This window comes from Kutzneria sp. NPDC052558, from assembly GCF_044547355.1.
Classification (GTDB): Bacteria; Actinomycetota; Actinomycetes; order Mycobacteriales; family Pseudonocardiaceae; genus Kutzneria.
The window spans coordinates 194,432-215,481 of sequence record NZ_JBIUAG010000002.1; the positions used below are offsets into that span (position 1 = coordinate 194,432).

The 21,050-nt window shown below is 69.8% G+C and carries 16 protein-coding genes; 8 read left to right on the forward strand and 8 right to left on the reverse strand.

The genetic code is table 11. The features are described 5' to 3' along the window. Nucleotides 1-175: 175 nt before the first annotated feature. Complete coding sequence (locus ACIG5F_RS03895) at nt 176-811, forward strand: TetR/AcrR family transcriptional regulator (RefSeq protein WP_396515864.1); 636 nt, start codon at nt 176-178, stop codon at nt 809-811. Nucleotides 812-1,216: 405 nt separating this feature from the next. Here the strand turns inward: ACIG5F_RS03895 and ACIG5F_RS03900 are convergent, their stop codons facing one another. Continuing rightward, on the reverse strand, nt 1,217-1,846 hold the full coding sequence (locus tag ACIG5F_RS03900) for a disulfide bond formation protein DsbA (RefSeq protein ID WP_396515865.1): 630 nt from the start codon (nt 1,844-1,846) through the stop codon (nt 1,217-1,219). A gap of 214 nt (nt 1,847-2,060) precedes the next feature. On the opposite strand from ACIG5F_RS03900, the gene pepN reads away from it, so the two are divergent. Further along, a complete protein-coding gene (gene pepN, locus ACIG5F_RS03905; RefSeq protein WP_396515866.1) occupies nt 2,061-4,613 on the forward strand; it encodes an aminopeptidase N in 2,553 nt (850 codons plus the stop codon). Between the two features lie 98 nt (nt 4,614-4,711). Here pepN and ACIG5F_RS03910 read toward each other — a convergent pair whose 3' ends face one another. Together ACIG5F_RS03910 and ACIG5F_RS03915 are read right to left on the reverse strand one after the other, a co-directional pair. Next, the gene (locus ACIG5F_RS03910; RefSeq protein WP_396515867.1) at nt 4,712-5,197 is read right to left on the reverse strand and encodes a DUF5130 family protein; all 486 of its coding nucleotides are present in this window, start codon (nt 5,195-5,197) and stop codon (nt 4,712-4,714) included. After that, nucleotides 5,184-5,447 carry a hypothetical protein gene (locus ACIG5F_RS03915; protein ID WP_396515868.1) on the reverse strand — a complete coding sequence of 88 codons (264 nt, stop codon included), beginning with the start codon at nt 5,445-5,447 and terminating at the stop codon, nt 5,184-5,186. The genes ACIG5F_RS03910 and ACIG5F_RS03915 overlap by 14 nt, the downstream gene beginning before the upstream one ends. A gap of 383 nt (nt 5,448-5,830) precedes the next feature. On the opposite strand from ACIG5F_RS03915, the gene ACIG5F_RS03920 reads away from it, so the two are divergent. Further along, complete coding sequence (locus ACIG5F_RS03920) at nt 5,831-6,112, forward strand: hypothetical protein (RefSeq protein ID WP_396515869.1); 282 nt, start codon at nt 5,831-5,833, stop codon at nt 6,110-6,112. Nucleotides 6,113-6,202: 90 nt separating this feature from the next. Here the strand turns inward: ACIG5F_RS03920 and ACIG5F_RS03925 are convergent, their stop codons facing one another. Beyond that, entirely contained in the window at nt 6,203-6,886 is a 684-nt protein-coding gene (locus ACIG5F_RS03925) for an HNH endonuclease (protein WP_396515870.1), read from the reverse strand. Nucleotides 6,887-7,037: 151 nt separating this feature from the next. Between ACIG5F_RS03925 and ACIG5F_RS03930 the strand changes: the two genes are divergently transcribed. From ACIG5F_RS03930 to ACIG5F_RS03950, 5 genes are all read left to right on the forward strand, one after another. Then, nucleotides 7,038-9,164 (forward strand): prolyl oligopeptidase family protein, encoded by a 2,127-nt coding sequence (locus ACIG5F_RS03930; RefSeq protein ID WP_396515871.1) that lies wholly within the window; start codon nt 7,038-7,040, stop codon nt 9,162-9,164. After that, entirely contained in the window at nt 9,161-10,147 is a 987-nt protein-coding gene (locus ACIG5F_RS03935; RefSeq protein WP_396515872.1) for a mechanosensitive ion channel family protein, read from the forward strand. The genes ACIG5F_RS03930 and ACIG5F_RS03935 overlap by 4 nt, the downstream gene beginning before the upstream one ends. A 15-nt stretch (nt 10,148-10,162) precedes the next feature. Beyond that, nucleotides 10,163-10,546, forward strand: coding sequence for a globin (locus tag ACIG5F_RS03940; RefSeq protein ID WP_211762858.1), 384 nt, complete (start codon nt 10,163-10,165; stop codon nt 10,544-10,546). Between the two features lie 102 nt (nt 10,547-10,648). Then, on the forward strand, nt 10,649-12,241 hold the full coding sequence (locus ACIG5F_RS03945) for a glycoside hydrolase family 13 protein (RefSeq protein WP_396515873.1): 1,593 nt from the start codon (nt 10,649-10,651) through the stop codon (nt 12,239-12,241). 189 nt (nt 12,242-12,430) lie between these two features. Continuing rightward, nucleotides 12,431-14,266 (forward strand): LamG-like jellyroll fold domain-containing protein, encoded by a 1,836-nt coding sequence (locus ACIG5F_RS03950; protein ID WP_396515874.1) that lies wholly within the window; start codon nt 12,431-12,433, stop codon nt 14,264-14,266. Nucleotides 14,267-14,655: 389 nt separating this feature from the next. On the opposite strand, the gene ACIG5F_RS03955 is transcribed toward ACIG5F_RS03950, so the two are convergent. The 4 genes from ACIG5F_RS03955 to ACIG5F_RS03970 form a co-directional block, all read right to left on the reverse strand. Then, on the reverse strand, nt 14,656-14,784 hold the full coding sequence (locus ACIG5F_RS03955; protein WP_396515875.1) for a hypothetical protein: 129 nt from the start codon (nt 14,782-14,784) through the stop codon (nt 14,656-14,658). 46 nt (nt 14,785-14,830) lie between these two features. After that, entirely contained in the window at nt 14,831-15,466 is a 636-nt protein-coding gene (locus ACIG5F_RS03960) for a hypothetical protein (protein WP_396515876.1), read from the reverse strand. After that, entirely contained in the window at nt 15,459-15,890 is a 432-nt protein-coding gene (locus tag ACIG5F_RS03965; protein ID WP_396515877.1) for an acyl-CoA thioesterase, read from the reverse strand. Before ACIG5F_RS03965 ends, ACIG5F_RS03960 begins: the two co-directional genes overlap by 8 nt. 145 nt (nt 15,891-16,035) lie before the next feature. Next, nucleotides 16,036-21,006: an NAD-glutamate dehydrogenase gene (locus ACIG5F_RS03970; protein ID WP_396515878.1), complete on the reverse strand. Its 4,971-nt coding sequence runs from the start codon at nt 21,004-21,006 to the stop codon at nt 16,036-16,038. Nucleotides 21,007-21,050: the final 44 nt, after the last annotated feature.

Below are 21,050 nucleotides of genomic sequence, written 5' to 3' on the forward strand. Positions count from 1 at the left end.
CCGCCACCGAAAATATCGAGGTCCCCGCTTGGTCGCCGGGGTTCACCCCCCCCGCTTGGCCCCCGGGCCTGTGTTTGTCGGGGTTGTGCCCCGCCCGCCGGGGCGGGCCCACAACCGGCCCTTCGGCCAGGTAGCCTCGTCCGGGCACATACCTGCCGGTGGAGGCGTGTGGGGAATGACGGGACAACTGCGGGCGGACGCGAAGCGCAATCGCGACCAGATCCTCGCTGCCGCCCGTGACCTGCTGGTCAACCAGGGCGCAGGCGTGCCGATGGAGGAGATCGCCCGCCACGCGGGTGTCGGTGTCGGGACGCTCTACCGGCGGTTCCCCGACCGCGTCGCCCTGCTGCGGGCGCTGTCCGTGCACACCGTCGAGAACATGACCGACCTCGCCCGCACCGCGCTGCGCACCGAGCCCGACGCCTGGAACGCCCTGAGCCGGTTCGTCCGCGAATGCGTCGCCCTGCGGCTGGGCGCGCTCCGGTCCATCGTCGATCCTCAGCTGCAGACCGCGGTCCACCACAGCGACGAGGTCCGTTCGGCCCGCCTGGAGCTGCTGGGCATCGTCGAACAGATGATCACCACCGCCCAGCGCGACGGCTCCATGCGCACCGACGTCGGCGTCGTCGACGTGGCCATGCTGGTGTCCCTGCACCTCAAGCGGCCGTTCGACCTGCCCGGCACCCGGGATGAGGAGATCGACGCCCGCCTCACCCAGCTGATGCTCGACGGCCTGCGCCCCGACGCCGCGACCCCGCTGCCCGGCAAGCCCATCAACCTCGCCGACGTCGTCTGGGAAGCCGGACGCTGAGCACTCCGGCGCACCCGCGCGGGCAGTCCGACGAAAACCACGACTTCGCACGACCTCGAGCAGACCGACGAACTCGAGAAGTCCGCCGAAGTCCAGCAGACCGACGAAGTCGAGCAGCGCGTCGAAGCACCGAAGCGCGACCAGGTCGAGAAGCTCGACGGAGCCCAGCAGACCGACGAAGTCGAGAAGTTCGTCGAAGTCCAGAAGTTCGTCGAAGTCCAGAAGTTCGGCGAAGTCGACCGGGACGCGAGCGGACGAGCTGTCCGGGTGAGCACGACCGGCCCGCACGTGGGCGAGGACTCCGACGAAATGCAGTGGAGCGACGCGGACGACTGCCGCGGACGACAAAGTCAGGCGCGGCTGCCGCGAGGAGTGCGGCGGCCGCGCCCGGGTTCGGTCAGGCGGTCAGGAGAAGTCGGGCGACTCGGTCCGGGTCCGCTTGAGCTCGTAGAAGTGCGGGTAGCCGGCCAGCAGCCGGGCGCCGTCGAAGACGCGGACGGCGTCCTCGCCACGCGGGATCTTGGACAGCACCGGGCCGAAGAAGGCCACGCCGTTGACGTGGATGACCGGGGTGCCGACGTCCATGCCGACCGGGTCCATGCCGGCGTGGTGGCTGGCCTTCAGCTCCTCGTCGTACTCGGTGCTGGTGGCCGCCTCGGCCAGCTCGGCCGGCAGGCCGACCTCGGCCAGCGCCTGCTTGATGACCTCGTCGTACTCCTTGGCCCCCTCGTTGTGGATCCGGGTGCCCAGGGCCGTGTACAGCGGCAGCAGCACCTTGTCGCCGTGGTGCTTGGCGGCGGCGATGGCCACCCGCACCGGGCCCCACCCACGGTCGAGCAGCTGGCGGTACTCCTCGGGCAGGTCCCGCCCGGAGTTGAGCACGGACAGGCTCATCACGTGGAAGTTCAGCTCGATGTCGCGGTGCTCGGCGACCTCGAGGATCCACCGGGACGTGATCCACGCCCACGGGCAGATCGGGTCGAACCAGAAGTCGACCTTCACCTTCTCGTCCGCGACGGACGGCACTGCGGTCATCAGCACATCTCCATGGCTCAACGCCGGCCCGGCCTGCCCGGGCCCACCCCTTAGGGCAACCATCGGGGGGCGCCGTGTCTTCCCGTCCGGCGATTACGCCGGATCCTGGCAGCGCGGCGACCACGTCACGTGATTGGATGCGGGGACCCCTGCCCATCCCCGGTGGCCGACGACAGCCACCCGGACCCCCGACATCCACAGATGAGGTGACCCAGTGGCCGCGCCGAACCTCACCCGCGACCAGGCCCAGCAGCGCGCGGCGCTCCTCGAGGTCCAGTCCTACGGCATCGCTCTGGACCTGACCGGCGACGGTCCGACGTTCGGGTCGACGACTACCGTGCGCTTCCGCAGCCGCACGGTGGGCGCGTCGACCTGGATCGACCTTGTCGCGGGCGAGGTGCAGTCCGCCGTGCTCAACGGCGTCGAGCTCGACGTGTCCGGCTACCGGGACGAGGACGGCATCGCCCTGCCCGACCTGGCCGAACAGAACGAGCTGGTGGTGCGGGCGCAGTGCCTGTACACGAACACCGGCGAGGGCCTGCACCGCTTCGTCGACCCGGTCGACAAGGGCGTCTACCTGTACACCCAGTTCGAGACGGCCGACGCGAAGCGCATGTTCACCTGCTTCGACCAGCCGGACCTGAAGGCGGTCTACGACGTCACGGTGACCGCGCCGCAGGACTGGAAGGTGATGTCCAACGCGGCGTCGGCGAGCGTCGAGGAGATCGACCCGGAGACCTCCAAGCACGTCTTCGAGACCACCAAGACCCTCTCGACCTACCTGATCGCGCTGGTCGCCGGCCCTTACGCCGAATGGCGCGACGAGTACACCGACGACGAGGGCAGCATCCCGCTCGGCCTGTACTGCCGGGCCTCGCTGGCCGAGCACATGGACCACGAGCGCCTGTTCACGCAGACCAAGCAGGGCTTCGACTTCTTCCACCGCGCGTTCGGGGTGCGCTACCCGTTCGGCAAGTACGACCAGGCCTTCGTGCCGGAGTTCAACGCCGGCGCGATGGAGAACGCCGGCCTGGTGACCTTCCTGGAGGACTTCGTCTTCCGCAGCCGGGTCACCCGCTACCTGTACGAGCGGCGCTGCGAGACGGTGCTGCACGAGATGGCCCACATGTGGTTCGGCGACCTGGTCACCATGCGCTGGTGGGACGACCTGTGGCTGAACGAGTCGTTCGCCACCTGGGCCAGTGTGCTGTCGCAGGCCGAGGCCACCGAGTACAAGCACGCCTGGACGACGTTCGCCAACATCGAGAAGTCCTGGGCCTACCGGCAGGACCAGCTGCCCTCGACCCACCCGGTGGCGGCCGACATCCCGGACCTGCAGGCGGTCGAGGTCAACTTCGACGGCATCACGTACGCCAAGGGCGCCAGCGTGCTCAAGCAGCTGGTCGCCTACGTCGGCCTGGACAACTTCCTGGCCGGGCTGCGGGTGTACTTCGCCAAGCACGCCTGGGGCAACGCGACCCTGTCCGACCTGCTGGCAGCCCTGGAGGAGGCCTCGGGGCGCGACCTGTCGTGGTGGTCGGCGCAGTGGCTGGAGACGACCGGCCTGAACCTGCTGCGGCCGAAGTTCACGGTTGACGCGGACGGCCGGTTCAGCGAGTTCGCCGTGCTCCAGGGCGGCGCCCGGCCGGGCGCGGGCGAGCTGCGCACGCACCGGCTGGCCATCGGCGTCTACGACGACGACCCGTCGACCGGCAAGCTGGTCCGCACCCACCGCGTGGAGCTGGACGTGACCGGCGAGCGCACCGAGGTCCCGGACCTGGTGGGCGTGCCGCGGGGCAAGCTGGTGCTGGTCAACGACGACGACCTGACCTACTGCACGATGCGGCTGGACAACGACTCGCTGGCCACGCTGGTGGACCGCATCGCGGACATCACCGAGCCGCTGCCGCGCACGCTGTGCTGGTCGGCGGCCTGGGAGATGACCCGCGAGGCCGAGCTGAAGGCCCGTGACTTCGTCACGCTGGTGCTCGGCGGCATCCGCTCGGAGAGCGAGGTCGGCGTGGTGCAGCGGCTGCTGCTCCAGGCGCAGACCGCGATCTCCTCGTACGCCGACCCGGCGTGGGCGCCGGAGGGCTGGCGGCGGTTCACCGACACGGTGCTGGAGCTGGCCCGCACCGCGGAGCCGGGCTCCGACCACCAGCTGGCGTTCGTCAACTCGCTGGCCGGCGCGTCACTCACCGACGACGTCGTCGCCGTGCTGAAGGGCTGGCTGGACGGCAGCGAGCCGCTGGCGGGCCTGGTGGTGGACACCGACCTGCGCTGGCGGCTGCTCCAGGCGCTCACCGCGCACGGCGCGGCCGGCGACGCCGAGGTGCGCGCCGAGCTGGAGCTCGACCCGACGGCGGCCGGTCAGCGGCACGCCGAGCGGGCCCGGGCGTTGGTGCCGACCGAGGCCAACAAGGCCGAGGCGTGGCGGCGTGCGGTGCACGACGACGAGCTGCCGAACGCCGTGAACGAGGCGATCATCTACGGCTTCTCGCACCCGAGCCAGAAGGAGCTGCTCGCGCCGTACGCGCAGCAGTACTTCGCCGATGTCGCCGACGTGTGGCGGCGGCGGTCCAGCGAGCGGGCGCAGCCGACGGTGACCGGTCTGTTCCCGTCGTGGGCGGTGGACGCGGCGACCGTGGCGGCGTCGGACGAGTGGCTGGCCGCCGACGAGCACCCGCCGGCCCTGCGCCGGCTGGTGTCCGAGGGCCGTGCCGGCATCGTGCGGGCGCTGGCCGCCCGGGAGTTCGACAGGTCCTGACCAGGACGAACACGAAGGGGCCGTTCCGGATGGGTTGTCCGGAACGGCCCCTTCGTCGTCTGTGCTGAGTTGTCAGTGCCGCATCGGCCGGCCGAGGTTCAGCGGCGCGGGGCAGGGCCCGCCTGGTCGGTCAGCATGCGCAGGCCGCTGACCAGGCCGCCAGCCAGGTTGCTCTCCTTGAAGGAGGCCACCATGCTCATCACGGCCAGCTTGCAGCCACGGTCGGGCAGCCGACGGTGCGACTCCTCGCCGGTCACGATCTCGACGGCCCGCTGGCCCGGCGACACGGCGATCAGCACCGCGTGCGTGGGCCGCAGGGTCTGGGCGTGCAGCTCCTCGGCGGCCTTGCGGGTGTCGTCGCCGTCCAGCTCACCCAGGTAGATGCTGAAGTCGAGGCCGGTCTCACGGCTGGACAGCGTCAGCGCCTCGTCCAGCTGGGCCAGCTCCGAGGAGCGGAACGGCAGGGCGGGCGGCTTGGGCTTCTGCTCGACGGCGACCGAGATCCGGCCGTCGGCCATGCGGGCCGCGCCGTAGCCCAGCTCGCCGTCCTCGACGTCCTGTCGCGCGATCTCACCAGTTGCCACGAGCACCTCCCCGTGCGGTCGGCGCGGGCTCACCGGCCTCGCCCTGCTCCAGCGCCAGGTGCGCGGAAGGGGCGTGGGCGCCTACGCCCGCGGGATTGGCGGTCCACCACACTGGCGCGTAGCCCCACTCCTGGCCTGCCTGGTACCGGGGGGTACGCGCGAACTTCGGCCACAGCGTCAGCAGCGCGATCAGGCCGTACACACACAGCGGGATCAGCGCGAAGACGAGGAGGGTGTCCACGACGTTCACGGGGCTTTACGGTAGCCGAGCCCTCCGCCAGGCGCGTCACCGGCGTCCGAGTGTGGGAGGTTGCCATTGCCCGATCGACCACGGTCAGCGACGACGTGACCACTCCGTTGCCGATGACAGGGCGTGAAAGTGATCATCAGCACGCACTCTTGTGGCGGAGCGCGCTGCGCCGAACGGCCCCCGGGTTGGCAACGCGAATGCCGCCGATTTGGCGGCTTGTCCTGACCGGCGAATCAAGATTAGCTTTCACCTAGACGGGTCTTGCGGAGCAAGGGCCTTGCCTGAAAGCCACCCCGAACCTCCCAGGAGGGCACGCCATGTACACGCCGAGCCTCCCCACCCCGGTTGCGACTGTCACCCGATCGAGTGAAGAGACGCCGTCCGTGCTCACGTTTGCGGCGGGCATCCGGGTGAACAAGTCGACCCTTGTCCAGCGTGGCATTCGGGTGAACGCCCAGGCCGGGATCCGCGTCAACCGCGACGGCATCCGGGTCAACCGCGACGGGATCCGCGTGAACCGGGCCGCCGCCGACCGCGCCGGCATCCGCGTCAACCGCGAGGGCATCCGCGTCAACCGGGCCGCCGCCGACCGCGCCGGCATCCGCGTCAACCGGGACGGCATCCGCGTGAACCGGGACGGCATCCGGGTCAACCGCGCGGCCTGACCCCACAGACACACAACGACGGCGGTCCTGGCGGGAAACGCCCGGACCGCCGTCGTGTGTCGTGCGACTCCTACCTGGACGAGCCCGGGCTCACGCCGCCGGCTCGCCCAGGTATGGCAGCCATTGGGGGTCGGCGTCGGCCACGCCCGCGAGCAGCCGCCAATGCGGCCCACGCGGCGCGGTCGGCACGACCAACAGCCTCCAACCCAGTTCGGACAGCATCTTGTCGGCCTTGCGGTGGTTGCACTTGGCACAGCAGGCCACGCAGTTGGTCCAGCTGTGGGCACCCCCGCGCGAGCGCGGCACGACGTGATCGATAGTCTCTGCCCGCCCGCCGCAGTACGCGCAGCGGTAGCGGTCCCGGTGCATCAGCCCGGCCCTGGTCAGCGGCACCCGTCCGCGATAGGGGACCCGGACGTAGCTGGACAGCCGGATCACCGAGGGCACCACGACACTCGCAGTGGAGGAATGCAGGATCAGACCGGCCGAGTCGCCGTGCACGACCTCCGCCTTGCCGCAGACCACCAGCACCACCGCTCGTCGTAGCGGTAACGCCGTCAGCGGCTCGAACGTGGCGTTGAGCAGGAGCACCCGCCTTCGACCCCAACTGGGCCCGCCCGGCGCACCGCGCGCCCGGTCCTGGCCGACCCGGTCCGCGTCCACGCTGGATACGTGGCTGCTGGCCGTGGCCTGGGCAGGAATTTGAGACAGGGGGACCCGCGGCGCCAGACCCGATCTGGGGGCGCCGATCGGAGTTGGTTGTCGGTCGGGCACGCGACCACCTCCACCGGTGCTGCCCTAGTCGACCACACTTGCCCCGTTCAACGCACGTGTGATGCATGACATGTCATGAACCCGACGTGAAATCCATGGTGAACCGTGGCCTAACGGCGATCGTTTTCACCTGGTCGCTACTCTTCGGCAGATGACGGAGGCTCTCCCCCATTCGACGGCGTCCTATCCACCGGCCGAGCGGCTCGCGCTGGTCGAGGACCTGCACGGACACGCTGTGTCCGACCCTTACCGCTGGTTGGAGGACCCGGCCGACGAGCGCACCGTCGCCTGGTCGGCCGCACAGGACACGCTCACGTCGTCATGGCTGGCGGCGCTGCCCGGCCGCGAGGCGCTGCGGAGCCGGCTGGAGCGGCTGATGGCCGCCGGCTCCATCGGGACACCCGTCTGGCGCAACGGCCGCGCCTTCTTCACCCGCCGCGACCCCGGCCAGGACCACGCCTCGCTGTGGCTGCGTGAGCGCGACGGCAGCGAGCGCGTGCTGCTCGACGTCGCCGCCATCGACCCGTCCGGGCGCACCACCCTCGACGGCTGGTCGCCGAGCCGCGAGGGCGCCCGGCTGGCATACCAGATCTCGGTCGGCGGAAACGAGGAGTCGCTGCTGCACGTCCTGGACGTGGACAGCGGCGAACTGCTGGACGGCCCGATCGACCGCTGCCGGTACAGCTCGATCGGCTGGCTGCCCGGCGGCGAGGAGTTCTTCTACGTCCGCCGGCTGTCCACCGACCTGGTGCCGGCCGGCGAGGAGCTGTTCCACCGGCGGGTCTGGCGCCACCGTGTCGGAGCCGACGCCGTGACCGACGTCAACGTGCACGGCGACGGCATGGACCCCACGTACTACTTCACGCTGCACACGTCGGAGGACGGCCACTGGCTGATCGTCGACGGCCGCCGCGGCACCACGCAGCGGGAGGCGGTGTGGATCGCCGACCTCACCGCGGACGAGTTCGTGCTGAACGACGTGCTGCCCGACGACGCCGGCGCGCGATGCAACGCGTGGGTCGCCGGTGACGGCCGCCTGTACCTGCTGACGACGCTGGACGCCCCGCGCGGCCGACTGTGCGTCACCGATCCGCGCCGGCCCGGCCGTGAGCACTGGACCGAGCTGGTCGGCGAGGAGCTCGACTCCGTGCTGGAGAACGCCGAGTGGGTACGCGGCGTGGACGATGGCGCCCACCTCCTGCTCCAGCGCACCCGACACGCCGTGTCGGAGCTGCACCTGCACGACCCGTCCACCGGCGTCCACACCGGCCAAGTGCCGCTGCCGAGCAAGGGCAGCCTGCACGGCATCACCATGACCGACGCGCGCACCGAAGGCGACGACGGCGTCATCTGGTTCGGCTGGACCGACTTCACGACGCCGGTCTGCGTGCGCAAGTACCGCATCGGCGCGGCCGACACCGAGCTGTGGGCCTCGGCGCCGGGCTCGGTCGTGGTCCCGGACGTGCGCACCGAACAGCTGGAGTACGTCTCCAAGGACGGCACCGTGGTGCGCATGTTCGTCGTGTCGCAGCACGGTCGCCCGACCCGGCCGCTGCCGACGCTCGTCACCGGCTACGGCGGTTTCGCCCTCACGCGGCGTCCCGGCTACAACAGCACCGCGCTGGCCTGGGTGCAGTCCGGCGGCGTGTACGTCGTGGTGTCGCTGCGCGGCGGCAGCGAAGAGGGCGAGCAGTGGCACCAGGCTGGCATGCGCGACCGCAAGCAGAACGTCTTCGACGACTTCCACGCCGCCGCCGAGCACCTCGTGCGCCAGGGATGGACCACGCCGGAACAGCTCGCGATCATGGGCGGATCCAACGGTGGTCTGCTTGTCGGAGCGGCGTTGACCCAAAGGCCGGAGCTGTACCGGGCGGTGGTGTGTTCCGCGCCACTGCTGGACATGGTGCGCTACGAGCGGTTTCTGCTGGGCAGGCTGTGGGCGGAGGAGTACGGCAGCGCCTCGGTGGCCGAGGAGCTGGCTTGGCTGCTGGCCTACTCCCCGTACCATCGGGTGCTCGAGGAGGTCGAGTATCCCGCCGTGCTGTTCACCGTCTTCGAGTCGGACAGCCGGGTGGACCCGAACCACGCCCGCAAGATGTGCGCAGCGTTGCAGCACGCCACCAGCGCGGACCCCACCAAGCATCCGGTGCTGATCCGGCGCGAGACCGAGGTCGGCCACGCCGCGCGGTCGGTGTCCCGCAGCGTGGCGCTGGCCGTCGACGAGCTCGGCTTCCTCGCCAACGAGGTCGGCTTGGAGCTGGAGGAACCGCATATATGACCGGGCAGGACAACAACGTGGTCGCGGCGGCCGGGTGGTTCGCCGACAACTGGCCGTTGTTAGTCACCGGAGCCGTCCAGATCGCGGTCATCGTGGCGCTCGCCGTGGTGATCCGGTTCGTGCTCCACCGGATGATCGACAAGTTCACTCAGGGCAGCGGCGACATGCCGCCGCTGCTCCGGCCGCTGAAGGAGCGGGCGCAGCAGCTGCCCGCTCCGCAGCGCTCGGAGCGGCGCAGACAGCGGGCCAAGACCATCGGCTCGGTGCTCAAGTCGCTGACGACGCTGATCACCTACGGGATCGCGTTCCTGATGGTCCTGCAGCAGTTCGCCATCAACATCACGCCGATCATCGCCTCGGCCGGCGTGCTCGGCGTCGCCATCGGTTTCGGCGCCCAGTCGCTGGTCCGGGACTTCCTGTCCGGCGTGTTCATGATGCTGGAGGACCAGTACGGCGTCGGCGACGTGATCGACGCCGGTCAGGCCACCGGCACCGTGGAGGCGGTCGGGCTGCGGGTGACCACGCTGCGTGACGTCAACGGCACTGTCTGGTACGTGCGCAACGGCGAGATCGTCCGGATCGGCAACTCCAGCCAGGGCTTCGCCGTCGCCGTCGTCGACGTGCCCCTGGCGCACGGCAGCGTCGACGAGGCGCTGTCGGTGATGGGCGAGACCGCCGAGCAGGCCGTGGCCGAGACGCCGATGGCCGACGACGTGATGGACGCCCCGCAGGTGCTGGGCGTGGAGAAGGTCACCCCCGAGGGCATCACGCTGCGCCTGACCGTCAAGGTCCGGCCCGGCCGGCAGTGGGCCACCCAGCGGCTGCTGCGGGCCCGGATCATGGGCGCGTTCGTCGCCGCCGGCATCGAGCCGCACTTCGTGCGCACGCCGCCGAAGGCCGAGGAGGAGCTGCGCAAGCCCGCGCCGGCCCGTCCCCGGGCCAACGGCTTCGACGACGCCAAATCGTCCGACGTGAGCAGCTAGTGCGAGGATTGTGACGTGGGAACGCCGCAGAGCTTTTACGAGGCCGTCGGCGGTGAGGAGACGTTCCGCCGCATCGTCGGCCGCTTCTACGCCGAGGTCGCCAAGGACGAGGTGCTCCGTCCGCTGTACCCGGAGGAGGACCTCGGCCCGGCCGAGGAGCGTCTGCGGCTGTTCCTGATCCAGTACTGGGGTGGCCCGCACACGTACTCCGACCAGCGCGGGCATCCGCGGCTGCGGATGCGGCACGTGCCGTTCACGATCGGGCCCATCCAGCGCGACGCCTGGCTGCGCTGCATGCGGATCGCCGTGGACGAGGAGCGGCTGCCCGAGCCGCTGCGGCAGCAGCTGTGGGAGTACCTGGAGATGGCGGCCAACAGTCTGCTCAACAGCTGGGTGTGAGATCCCGGTGAGAACGATCACTGGGCCGCTGACCACGGTTTTCCGGATGGCGTAACCCATTAGGGGACAACCAATCCCGGACGGATGGCAGGATGACACCCTGTGCGACGATCCGCTGACGTTCATGCCGAGATCGCCGAGAAGTCGGCTTGGTGGCGCGACGCGGTCTTCTACCAGGTGTACGTCAGGTCCTTCGCGGACTCCGACGGGGACGGCGTCGGCGATCTCGAGGGCATCCGGTCCCGGCTGGGGTACCTCGAACTGCTCGGTGTGGACGCCCTCTGGCTGACGCCGTTCTACCGGTCGCCGATGGCCGACCACGGCTACGACGTCGCCGATCCCCGGGACGTCGATCCGCTGTTCGGCGACCTGGCCGCGTTCGACCGGCTCGTCGCCGACGCGCACAACTGCGGCATCAAGGTCACCGTCGACCTCGTGCCCAACCACTCCAGCGACCAGCACGAGTGGTTCCAGGCGGCGCTTCGGGCCGGGCCCGGCAGCGCCGAGCGGGACCGCTACCACTTCCGGGACGGGCGGGGCGACGGCTCCCAACCACCCAACAACTGGACCAGCGTGTTCGGCGGGCCGGCGTGGACGCGGGTCGCCGACGGGCAGTGGTACCTGCACCTGTTCGCGCCGCAGCAGCCCGACCTGAACTGGGCCAATCCCGAGATCCGGGTCGACCTCGAGCGCACCCTGCGGTTCTGGCTCGACCGGGGCGCCGACGGCTTCCGCATCGACGTCGCCCACGGCATGGCCAAGCCGTACGGGCTGCCCGACATGGACTCCCGGGCCCCGGTCCGCGCCGGTGTGCTGCACGACAACACCCTCGACCCCCGGTTCGACGACGAGGGCGTGCACGAGATCCACCGGATGATCCGCAAGGTGCTCGACGAGTACCCGAACGCCATGGCCATCGGCGAGATCTGGGTCAAGGAGAACGAGCGGTTCACCCGCTACCTGCGGGCCGACGAACTCCACCTCGGCTTCAACTTCCGCCTGGTGGAAGCCGATTTCGACGCCGACTCCGTCCGGGCCGCCATCGACTCCTCGCTGGCCGCCGTCGCCTACGTCGACTCCCCCGCCACCTGGACCCTGTCCAACCACGACGTCGTCCGGCACGTCACCCGCTACGGCGACGGGCTGCTGGGCCGGCAGCGGGCCCGGGCCATGGCCCTCGTCGAGCTCGCCCTGCCCGGCGTCGTCTACGTCTACAACGGCGAGGAGCTCGGGCTGCCCAACGTCGAGCTGCCCGAGTGGGCCCTGCAGGACCCCATCTGGCTTCGTTCCGGGCACACCGAGCGTGGCCGCGACGGCTGCCGCGTGCCCATCCCCTGGGAGGGCGACCAGCCCCCCTTCGGCTTCTCGTCCGGCGCCGGAAGCTGGCTGCCCATGCCCCACGAATGGGCCGGGCTGACCGTCGAGTCCCAGCTCGAGGACCCCGGCTCGATGCTCTCCCTGTACCGGCAGGCCCTGGAGCTGCGCAAAACCCACCCGTCCTTCGCCGGCGAGAGCCTCGAGTGGTACGGCGCGCCGCCCGGCTGCTTCGCCTTCCGCCGCAAGGGCGGCGGCCTCATCTGCGCCCTCAACACCGGCAGCGCCCCCGTGCCCCTGCCGCCCGGCCAGGTCCTGCTGGCCAGCGGCCCCATGGCCGCGGACCAACTGCCCCCCGACACCGCCGTCTGGCTCGTCTGAGCCATCGCGCCGCTTCGCCTGTGACCACTGCGGGCTGGTCAGGTCGCGTCGCCAGTCCGCCCGCCATCGACACCTGCCTGGCTCGTCCGAACCAGACAGTCGGTCCGTTCGGCCACACGTCCGACCTGATCCGACACCGTTCACTGGCAGTTCCGCCCACGTTGACGTGTGGCGGCTAGCTTGCCCGCCATGACTGACTCAAGTCGCCGCAGCTTCCTGCGCGGCGCCGGGCTCATCGGTGCGGGCGTGGCGGCGAGCAGCACGCTCGGTGCGGCGGCCTCGGCCGCCGCACCGTCGTCGGCGTCCGGCTGGCGCCCCGATCCGAACGACCCCCGCTTCACGCTCGTGGTCATGCCGGACACCCAGTACCTGTTCGACGAGGACCGCGGCGACGCCGCCCCACTGGACGCCTCCCTGCGCTACCTGCTCGACGGCGGCGATGACAACGTTGTCTTCCTGTCGCATCTCGGCGATCTCACCGAGCACGGCGAAGTCGGCGAGATCGCCCAGATCGGCCACTCGTTCCAGGCGCTGGACCGCAACCGGGTCGGCTACAGCGTGCTGGCCGGCAACCACGACGTGAACTCCTCGACCGACGACCAACGCGGCGGCTCCCCGTGGCTGTCCGCCTTCGGTCCGCAGCGATTCCACGGTTCGCCGACATACCGAGGTTCGTCGAAGGACGGCTACAACAGCTACCACGTCTTCCGCGCCGGCGGCCGCGACTGGCTGGTCCTCGCCCTGGACTGGCGGCTCTCGCCAGCCGGCTTCGACTGGGCGCGGTCGGTGATCCGGCAGCACGCGAAAACGCCGGTCATCCTCACCACCCACGAACTCGCCTACGCCGACGACTCCGGCCAGGCCGCACTGTCCGACTATGGGCAGCAGCTGTGGGACCAGCTCATCAACGACGACGACCAGATCTTCCTCACCCTCAACGGCCACTTCTGGCCGCCGGGGCGGGCTGTGCTCCGCAACAAGGCCGGCCACGACGTGCACGTGCACATCACCAACTACCAGGACCACTATTACGGCGGCAGCGCCATGATCCGCCTCTACCGCTTCGACCTGGCCCGCAACGCCATCGACGTGTCCACCATCTCGCCCTGGCTGCTCGCCCAGAACTCCTCCCGGCTCAACGAACTCGACCGGCGGGAGATCGAGCTGACCGGCCCGGTGAACCGATTCACCCTCGACATCGACTTCACCGACCGGTTCAGCGGCTTCGACCCGGTGCCGCCGCCCGCGTCCCGGCCGGCCAGGGACGTGCTGATCCCCGGCACGCTCGCCTACTGGCGGTTCGACAACGGGCCCGTCGCCGGCACGCCCTTCGCCGACGGTCTGGTGCAGCGCGACCTTTCAGGTCATGGCAACGACCTCGCCCGGGTCACCATGCCCGGCAGCGCTCCGTCGGCGTTGACCTGGTCTGCCGACTTCCACCCCGGCGCACCCGCTCACGGCAGCCTCCGATTCGACGGCGGCAAGAACCCTGGGCACGGCGCGTACTTGCGGACCGTCGACAACGCGCCCCTCAACTCCGCCAACTTCCAGCACGGCTACACGATCGAGGCGTTCGTCAAGGTGCCCGGCGACTTCAAGAACGGCCTGCACTCCTGGTGCGGCATCTTCTCCCGACTCTGCCGCGGCGGCGACGCCGGCAAGACCGGCGACGATCCGCTCGAGCCCGCCGCCACCCTGGCCCTGTCCGACGGCGCCCAGTTCCAGTGGGCCGTCTTCCCCCTCAATCAGAACGGCATCTCCACCTGCTGGGGCCACGAACTGCCCCTCGACCAGTGGTGGCACGTCGCCCTCGTCAACAATGGTCAACACAACTCAATGTTCGTCAATGGTTGTCAAGTATTGAGGAACCCCAAGACACCCGCCGCCGGCATCGCCGGCACCGGCAACTGGCTGCTCGGTGCCTACGACTACGACCGCACCGTCGACCAGGGCTTCTACGGTTGGATCGGCGACGTCCGCATCGTCAATCGCGCCCTCTCCGTCCACGAGTTCATGCTCCGCTGAGGCGCGCGTCGACCTCGCCGACCTCGCCGACCGCCCCGACGCCGCCGGCGAAGTCGGCCGCTACGCACTCCCCAGCGCCAACGCGCCCAACTTCGCCGACCACGACCACGACGTCCCTCACGACCAGATCGCCAACCCCGCAGAACTTCGCCCGCCCACACGACTTCGCCCGACGCTCACAACTTCGTCGGCCGGCTCAACTTCGTCGGCCGGCACGATCGCCGACGAGCCAATCTCCGCCGAACACGTCGACTCGGCCGACGAACTCGCCTTCACCGACACTGTCGTCTCCGCCGGCCGGCTCGCCTCTCACCGCCGACCTCAACCCCGACGGCCAGCTCCGCGTTGACGCCCAGCTCGGCTTCGTCAGGCAGCTAGATCACGCCCGGCTACCGCTGGTCGACGACCGACACGATTGCGCCGAAAAGCTCGACTTCGCCGGACTCCTCGACCTCGTCGGACTCCTCGGCTTCGTCGCAAAGCTCGATCTCGCCACTCAGCTCAGCCTGATCGCGCAACCGAGCCTGATCGCACAGCTCGATTTCGTCGGAGTTCTGGATTTCGTCAGACCAGCAGCGGCAGCAACGCGTGGCGGCGACGGACCACCGCGCCGAAGCGGGCGTCGATGCGCAACCACGCGTCGGTGGCCGTGACACGCACACTGCCACCCTCGCCGCCAGCCCCCAGGAAGCCCATTCCGGAAAGCGCGAACAGGCAGCGCAGCGGGATCTTGACGTCAAACCCGCTGCCGCTGACCGTCAGCACCGTCTGGTCCAGCAGCGACGCGGGCGGTGTCCCGTGTGGGCCGGCGTTCTCCTTCGCGACCGCCACTCCCTGGTCGGCCAACTCCGACATGACGGTCACGGGCAGGTTGTCGACCTGCTTCCAGCCCTCCGCCGGCGGCAGCGCACTACGCCACATCAGATCCTTCGACACACCCGGATCCACCCGGTCGCCGCGCAGGATCGCCAGGCCGGACAGCAATTCGCTGCCGGCGACCGCGACGTCGGCGGGCGTCACCGTGCCGGCGACGGTCCTGGTGGCCAGAACGTCGAACGGCGTCGCGGCCCAGGCCTCGACCCGGTCGTCACCGCGGTTTCGCAGCCGCACGATCCCCTGCTGGTCCAGCCGCACGGCCCTGGCCACGAATGCCCCGAGGTCGTCGCGTTCGGAAGGATCGGCGAATACCAGCTCAGCCACGTGCGCCCCCGGAGTGCCAGCTCGCGAGAAAGTCCCGCTCCGCGTCGGTCAGCCGTCGCGGCCGCGTCTCCTCGACGTCGTAGGCGCAGATCAACGTCTCGGCCGTCACGGCGACCGTCGACGAACCGTTGCCACCCGCCCGCACCGAATAGTCCAGCACGAACGACGATGCCCTGAGATCGCGCACGGACATCTCGATGTCGACCGCTCCGCCGTCGAAAACCAACGGAACCCGGTAATCCACGGCCAGCTTCACCACGACCATGCCTCGGGACATGTCCATCAGGCCCTGCCGGGCCGCTTCGGTGAACACGAGCGCGACGCGCGCCTCTTCCAGAAGGGTGACCGTGTTCGCGTGGTTGACGTGCCCGTAGGCATCCATGTCAGACCACCGCGGTCGCACCTGCGCGACGAAGACACCCAACGACAACGCCTCCCTGGCCAATGCCCAGATTCAGCGTTCGATCCTACTCAGCCAGCTCCCGTGCCCTTTCACGGACAGCGGCCCCGAGCAAGACGGAGGCCCCGCCGGCGACACACGCCGGCGGGGCCTCCGTCCTCCGCCGATGTCAGCGAACCATGCTGCGCACCTGCCGAGCCGCCACCGACAGCGTCGCCAGATCGAGCCGGCCGACCCGGCTGATCTCCTGCAACGCCGCCCGCGCGCGGCCCAGCCGCGACGCGTTGGACTGCTCCCAGTTGGCGATCTTGACTTCCGGGCTCTCGCCCGGGTCGCTGTGTCGGAGCACGTCGAGTGTGATCGTCCGCAGCGACGAGTACAGGTCGTCCCGCAGCGCCAGCCGGGCCAGCGCGTGCCAGCGGTTGCCGCGCTCCAGGGCGCTGACCGAGCTGAGCATCTGGTCGATGTTGAGGTGCTCGGACAGCGCGTAGTAGAGCTCCGCCGTCTCCTGATGGGTGCGCTCGACCCCCAGGCCCTCACGCTCGGCCAGCTCCGCAACCTCGCTGATGTCCAGGAGGCCGTAGGTGTAGAGCAGCGAGGCGACCCGCTCGGCCAAGTCCTTCGGCGCGCCCTGATCGATCAGCTGCTCGGCGTGGTCAGCGACGATCTCCCGTTCACGGCCACGCAGCAACATGAGTGCCTGGGGCGCCAGCTCACCGACCATCGTCGAGAAGCGGTTGATCTCGGCGCCCACGGCAAGCGGCTGCGGCCGATTGGACAGCAGCCACCGGGACGCGCGGTCGAGCAGCCGGCGAGTCTCCAGCATCAACGCGTTCTGAAGATCGGTGGACACCTTGTTGTCCAGCGCGTCGATCTCGCGCCAGATCTGCGGCAGGCCGAACACGTTCGTCACCACCGCGTAGGCGCGGACCGCGTCGGTCGCGCTCGCGCCGACCTCCTCGGCCAGCCGGAACGCGTACGAGATGCCGCCGCCGTCGACGACCTCGTTGACCAGCAGAGTCGTGGTGATCTGCTTGCGCAGCGGGTGCGAGCCGATCGCGTTGCCGAACTGCTCCCGCAGCTTGCTCGGGAAGTACTCCGGGAGGCGACGGACGAACACGTCCGACTCGGGCAGGTTGGTGGCCAGCACCTCGTCCTTGATCGCCAGCTTGACGTGCGCCAGCAGCGTTGCCAGCTCCGGCGAGGTCAGCCCGTCACCCGCCTTCTCCAGCGCCTTGAACTGGGCGCTCGACGGCAGAGCCTCGAGGCGGCGGTCCAGACCGTGGTTGGCCTCCAGGTCGTCCACCAGCCGCGCGTGCACCGACAGCATCGGCGCCGCATGCGCTCGGCTGACGCCCAGCACGGCGTTCTGCCAGTAGTTGTCGCGGAGCACCAGCGCGCCGACCTCGTCGGTCATCTCCGCGAGCAGCTCATTGCGCTGCTCACGCTCCAGCCGGCCCTCGGTGACGAGGTGGTCCAGCAGGATCTTGATGTTGACCTCGTGGTCGGAGCAGTCGACGCCGGCCGAGTTGTCCAGCGCGTCGGTGTTGACCCGACCGCCGGCCCGGGCGAACTCGATCCGGCCGCGTTGCGTCAACCCGAGGTTGCCGCCCTCGCCGACGACCTTGACTCGCAGGTCGGCGCCGTCGACCCGGACCGCGTCGTTCGCCTTGTCGCCGACCTCGGCGTGCGATTCGGCGACCGACTTCACGTAGGTGCCGATGCCGCCGTTCCACAGCAGGTCGACCGGCGCCAGCAGGATCGCCTTGATCAGGTCGGTCGGCGCCAGGTGCTCGACGCTGTCATCGATGCCCAACGCCGCCTTGACCTGCGGGCTCAGCGGGATCGACTTCGCCGTTCGCGGCCACACGCCGCCGCCCTCGCTGATCAGGCTGCGGTCGTAGTCGTCCCACGACGAGCGCGGCAGCTCGAACAGCCGCTTCCGTTCGGCGAACGACGACGCGGCCGCCGGCATCGGGTCGAGGAACACGTGCCGGTGGTCGAACGCGGCGACGAGCCTGATGTGCTCGGACAACAGCATTCCGTTACCGAACACGTCGCCGGACATGTCGCCGACACCGACGACCGTGAACTCCTGCGTCTGGGTGTCGACGCCCAGCTCTCGGAACGCCCGCTTGACGCTCTCCCACGCGCCCTTGGCGGTGATGCCCATCTGCTTGTGGTCGTAGCCGACCGAACCACCGGAGGCGAACGCGTCGCCGAGCCAGAAGCCGTACTTGCCGGCCACCTCGTTGGCGATGTCCGAGAACGTCGCCGTGCCCTTGTCGGCGGCGACGACCAGGTACGTGTCGTCATCGTCGTAGCGGACGACCTGAGGGGCGGGAACGACCTGGCCCGCGTCGAGGTTGTCGGTCAGATCCAGCAGGCCGGAGATGAACATGCGGTAGCAGGTGACGCCCTCGGTCAGGAACGCCTCGCGGTCCAGGCCCGGGTCACCCTTCGGCGCCGGCGGCCGCTTCAGCACGAACCCGCCCTTGGCGCCGACCGGCACGATGACGGCGTTCTTCACCGCCTGCGCCTTCACCAGGCCCAGGATCTCGGTGCGGAAGTCCTCGCGCCGGTCGGACCAGCGCAGGCCGCCTCGGGCCACCGGCCCGAACCGCAGGTGGACACCCTCGAATCGGGGCGAGTACACGAAGATCTCGAATCGCGGCTTCGGATCCGGCAGCTCCGGCAGGGACCGCGAGTTCAGCTTGAACGCCAGGTACGGCCGCACATCGCCGTTGGCGTCGCGCACGAAGTAGTTGGTGCGCAACGTCGCGTTGATCAGCGACAGCAGCTGGCGGAGGATCCGGTCCGCGTCGAGGCTGGTCACCTCGTCGATCAACTCGGTGATCTCGGCGGTCAACGTCGTGACCACACCGGCGCGGGTCTCATCGGACAGCGCCGGGTCGAATCGCGACTCGAACAGCCGCACCAACGCCTCGGCGACGTTGGTGTAGCGCAGGACCGCGTCCTCGATGTAGTCCTGGCTGTACGGGATGCCCACCTGGCGCAGGTACTTCGCGTACGCCCGGAGCACCGAAGCCTGCCGCCAGCCGAGCCCGGCACGCAGCACGAGGGCGTTGAAGCTGTCGACCTCTGCCTCGTCACGCCAGGCCGCCGCGAACGCGTCCTGGAACAGGACCCGAACCACGTCCAGGTCCTGGGTGGCGAGCCGCTCCAGCACCGCCGGCTCCATGCGCAAGCCGAAGTCGAAGATCCAGCATTGGGTGCCGTCCTCGCGCTGGATCTCGTACGGGCGCTCGTCGACGACCTCGACACCCATGCGTTGCAGCACCGGCAGCACCTGGGACAGCGTCACGCGGGCGCCGGCCAGGTACAGCTTGAACCGTCGCTCGCCCGGCTCCGCGTCCGCCGGCAGGTAGAACGACATGTCGAGGTCGCCCTCGGACAGCCGCTGAATCCGCCGCAGGTCAGCGAGACCCTCGGTGGCCGTGAAGTCTTCCTTGTAGCTTTCTGGGAAAGCCATCGCGAAGCGCTGGCCCTGCTCGGTCGCCGACTCGGCGCCCAGCTGGTTCGCCTGTTCCGAGGCCTGCTCGGGCTCGCTGTGCTCGGACAGGATCGCGTCGGCCATCCGGTCGTCCCAGTTGCGGGTGGCCTCACCCAGCAGCGACTGAATGTGAGCAGCGTTCGGCTCTGCCACCTCGCTCGGCTCGGTGTGCACCATGAAATGCACGCGGGCCAGCGGGCTCTCGCCGATCAGCGCGCTGTACTCCAGGTTCTTGCCTTGGAGTTCGGCCAGCAGGACTTCCTGCATCGCCAACCGCGACGTCGTCGTGTACCGGTCGCGTGGCAGGTAGACCAAGCAGGAGTAGAACCGGCCGTATGGGTCGCGGCGCAGGAACAGCCGCAGCCGACGGCGCTCCGCCAGGGCCAGCACGCCCGTGGCGATGTCGTACAACGTGTCCGCGTCGGTCGAGAACAGCTCGCTTCGCGGATAGTTCTGGATGACCTCGAGCATCTTCTGGCCGGAGTACGACTCCAGCGGGAAGCCCGCCCGGTGGATGACGCTGCGGACCCGGCGGCTGATCACCGGGATGTCCAGCACGTCCTCGTGCAGGGCCGAGGTCGTGAACACGCCGAGGAATCGGTGTTCGCCGCTGACCTTGCCCTCGGCGTCGAACGTCTTCACGCCCACGTAGTACGGGTACATCGACCGGTGCACCGCGGACGGCGCACTCGCCTGCGTGAGCACCAACAACTCCGGCGCCAACGCCTGAGCCGCCGTGTCCGGGCCCGCGGTCAAGCTCCGCGCCGCCAGACTGTCCTGGCGCAGCACCCCCAAGCCGGAGGCCAGAACCGCGCGCAGCGCCGGCTCATCGCCACCGGCCGGGTCTTCGACCAGCTCGTACTGGCGGTAGCCGATGAAGGTGAAATGACCTTGCGCCAGCCACCGCAGCAGGCTGGTGCCGTCCGCGACCTGCTCTTCGTCGAGCGGCGGGGGCGCCTGCTCAAGCTGATCCGCGAGTTGACGGGCCGTGCCCGCCATCTTGTCGGTGTCCTCGACCACCTCGCGGACGTCGTTAACCACCGTGATGAGCCGGTTCTCCAGCTCACGGCTCCGCTCCGCGTCCGTGATGAGGTCGACCTCGATGTGCATCCACGACTCGGCGAGGGTGTCCGCCGGTGGATCCCCGGGGTCCGCCTCCGGCAGCACCTCGCGGAGCTCGCCCGTCACGTCCCGGCGCACCACCACGATCGGGTGCACGACGCGGTGCACCTGGATCCCGCTGCGGATGAGCGCCGAAGAGATCGAGTCGACCAGGTAGGGCATGTCGTCGGTGACGATCTGCACGACCGTCACCGGACACGTCCACCCGTCCTGGGACCGGGTCGGGTTGAGGATGCGGACCACCGGCCGGCCAGGGACACGGTTGTCCGCCAGCTGGTAGGTGGACCGGACCGCGCCGACCAGGTCGCTCGGGTCGTCGTCGATGACTTCCTCGGCGGGCACGTAGCGGTAGTAGAGGCGGATCAGTTCTGCGAGTTCCGGAGCGGCGGCGACCGCGCCGCCGATCAGTTCGTCGCGTACCTGTTCGGGACTGTCCAGCCGGTCTTCGCGGCTCACGCCGGTGTCGGCGGTCGCAGGGCGGGACGGGGCTCCAGTCGAGGTCATTTTCAGGCGGCTCCACGCTATCCGGCGCCTCGGTGCGCCGGGAC

What these genes read in the sequence shown, in the direction of transcription:
- ACIG5F_RS03895 (WP_396515864.1), top strand. Translation starts at nt 176, where the DNA reads ATGACGGGACAACTGCGGGCGGACGCGAAGCGCAATCGCGACCAGATC.
- ACIG5F_RS03900 (WP_396515865.1), bottom strand. Translation starts at nt 1,846, where the DNA reads ATGACCGCAGTGCCGTCCGTCGCGGACGAGAAGGTGAAGGTCGACTTC.
- ACIG5F_RS03930 (WP_396515871.1), top strand. Translation starts at nt 7,038, where the DNA reads ATGACGGAGGCTCTCCCCCATTCGACGGCGTCCTATCCACCGGCCGAG.
- ACIG5F_RS03935 (WP_396515872.1), top strand. Translation starts at nt 9,161, where the DNA reads ATGACCGGGCAGGACAACAACGTGGTCGCGGCGGCCGGGTGGTTCGCC.
- ACIG5F_RS03950 (WP_396515874.1), top strand. Translation starts at nt 12,431, where the DNA reads ATGACTGACTCAAGTCGCCGCAGCTTCCTGCGCGGCGCCGGGCTCATC.
- ACIG5F_RS03970 (WP_396515878.1), bottom strand. Translation starts at nt 21,006, where the DNA reads ATGACCTCGACTGGAGCCCCGTCCCGCCCTGCGACCGCCGACACCGGC.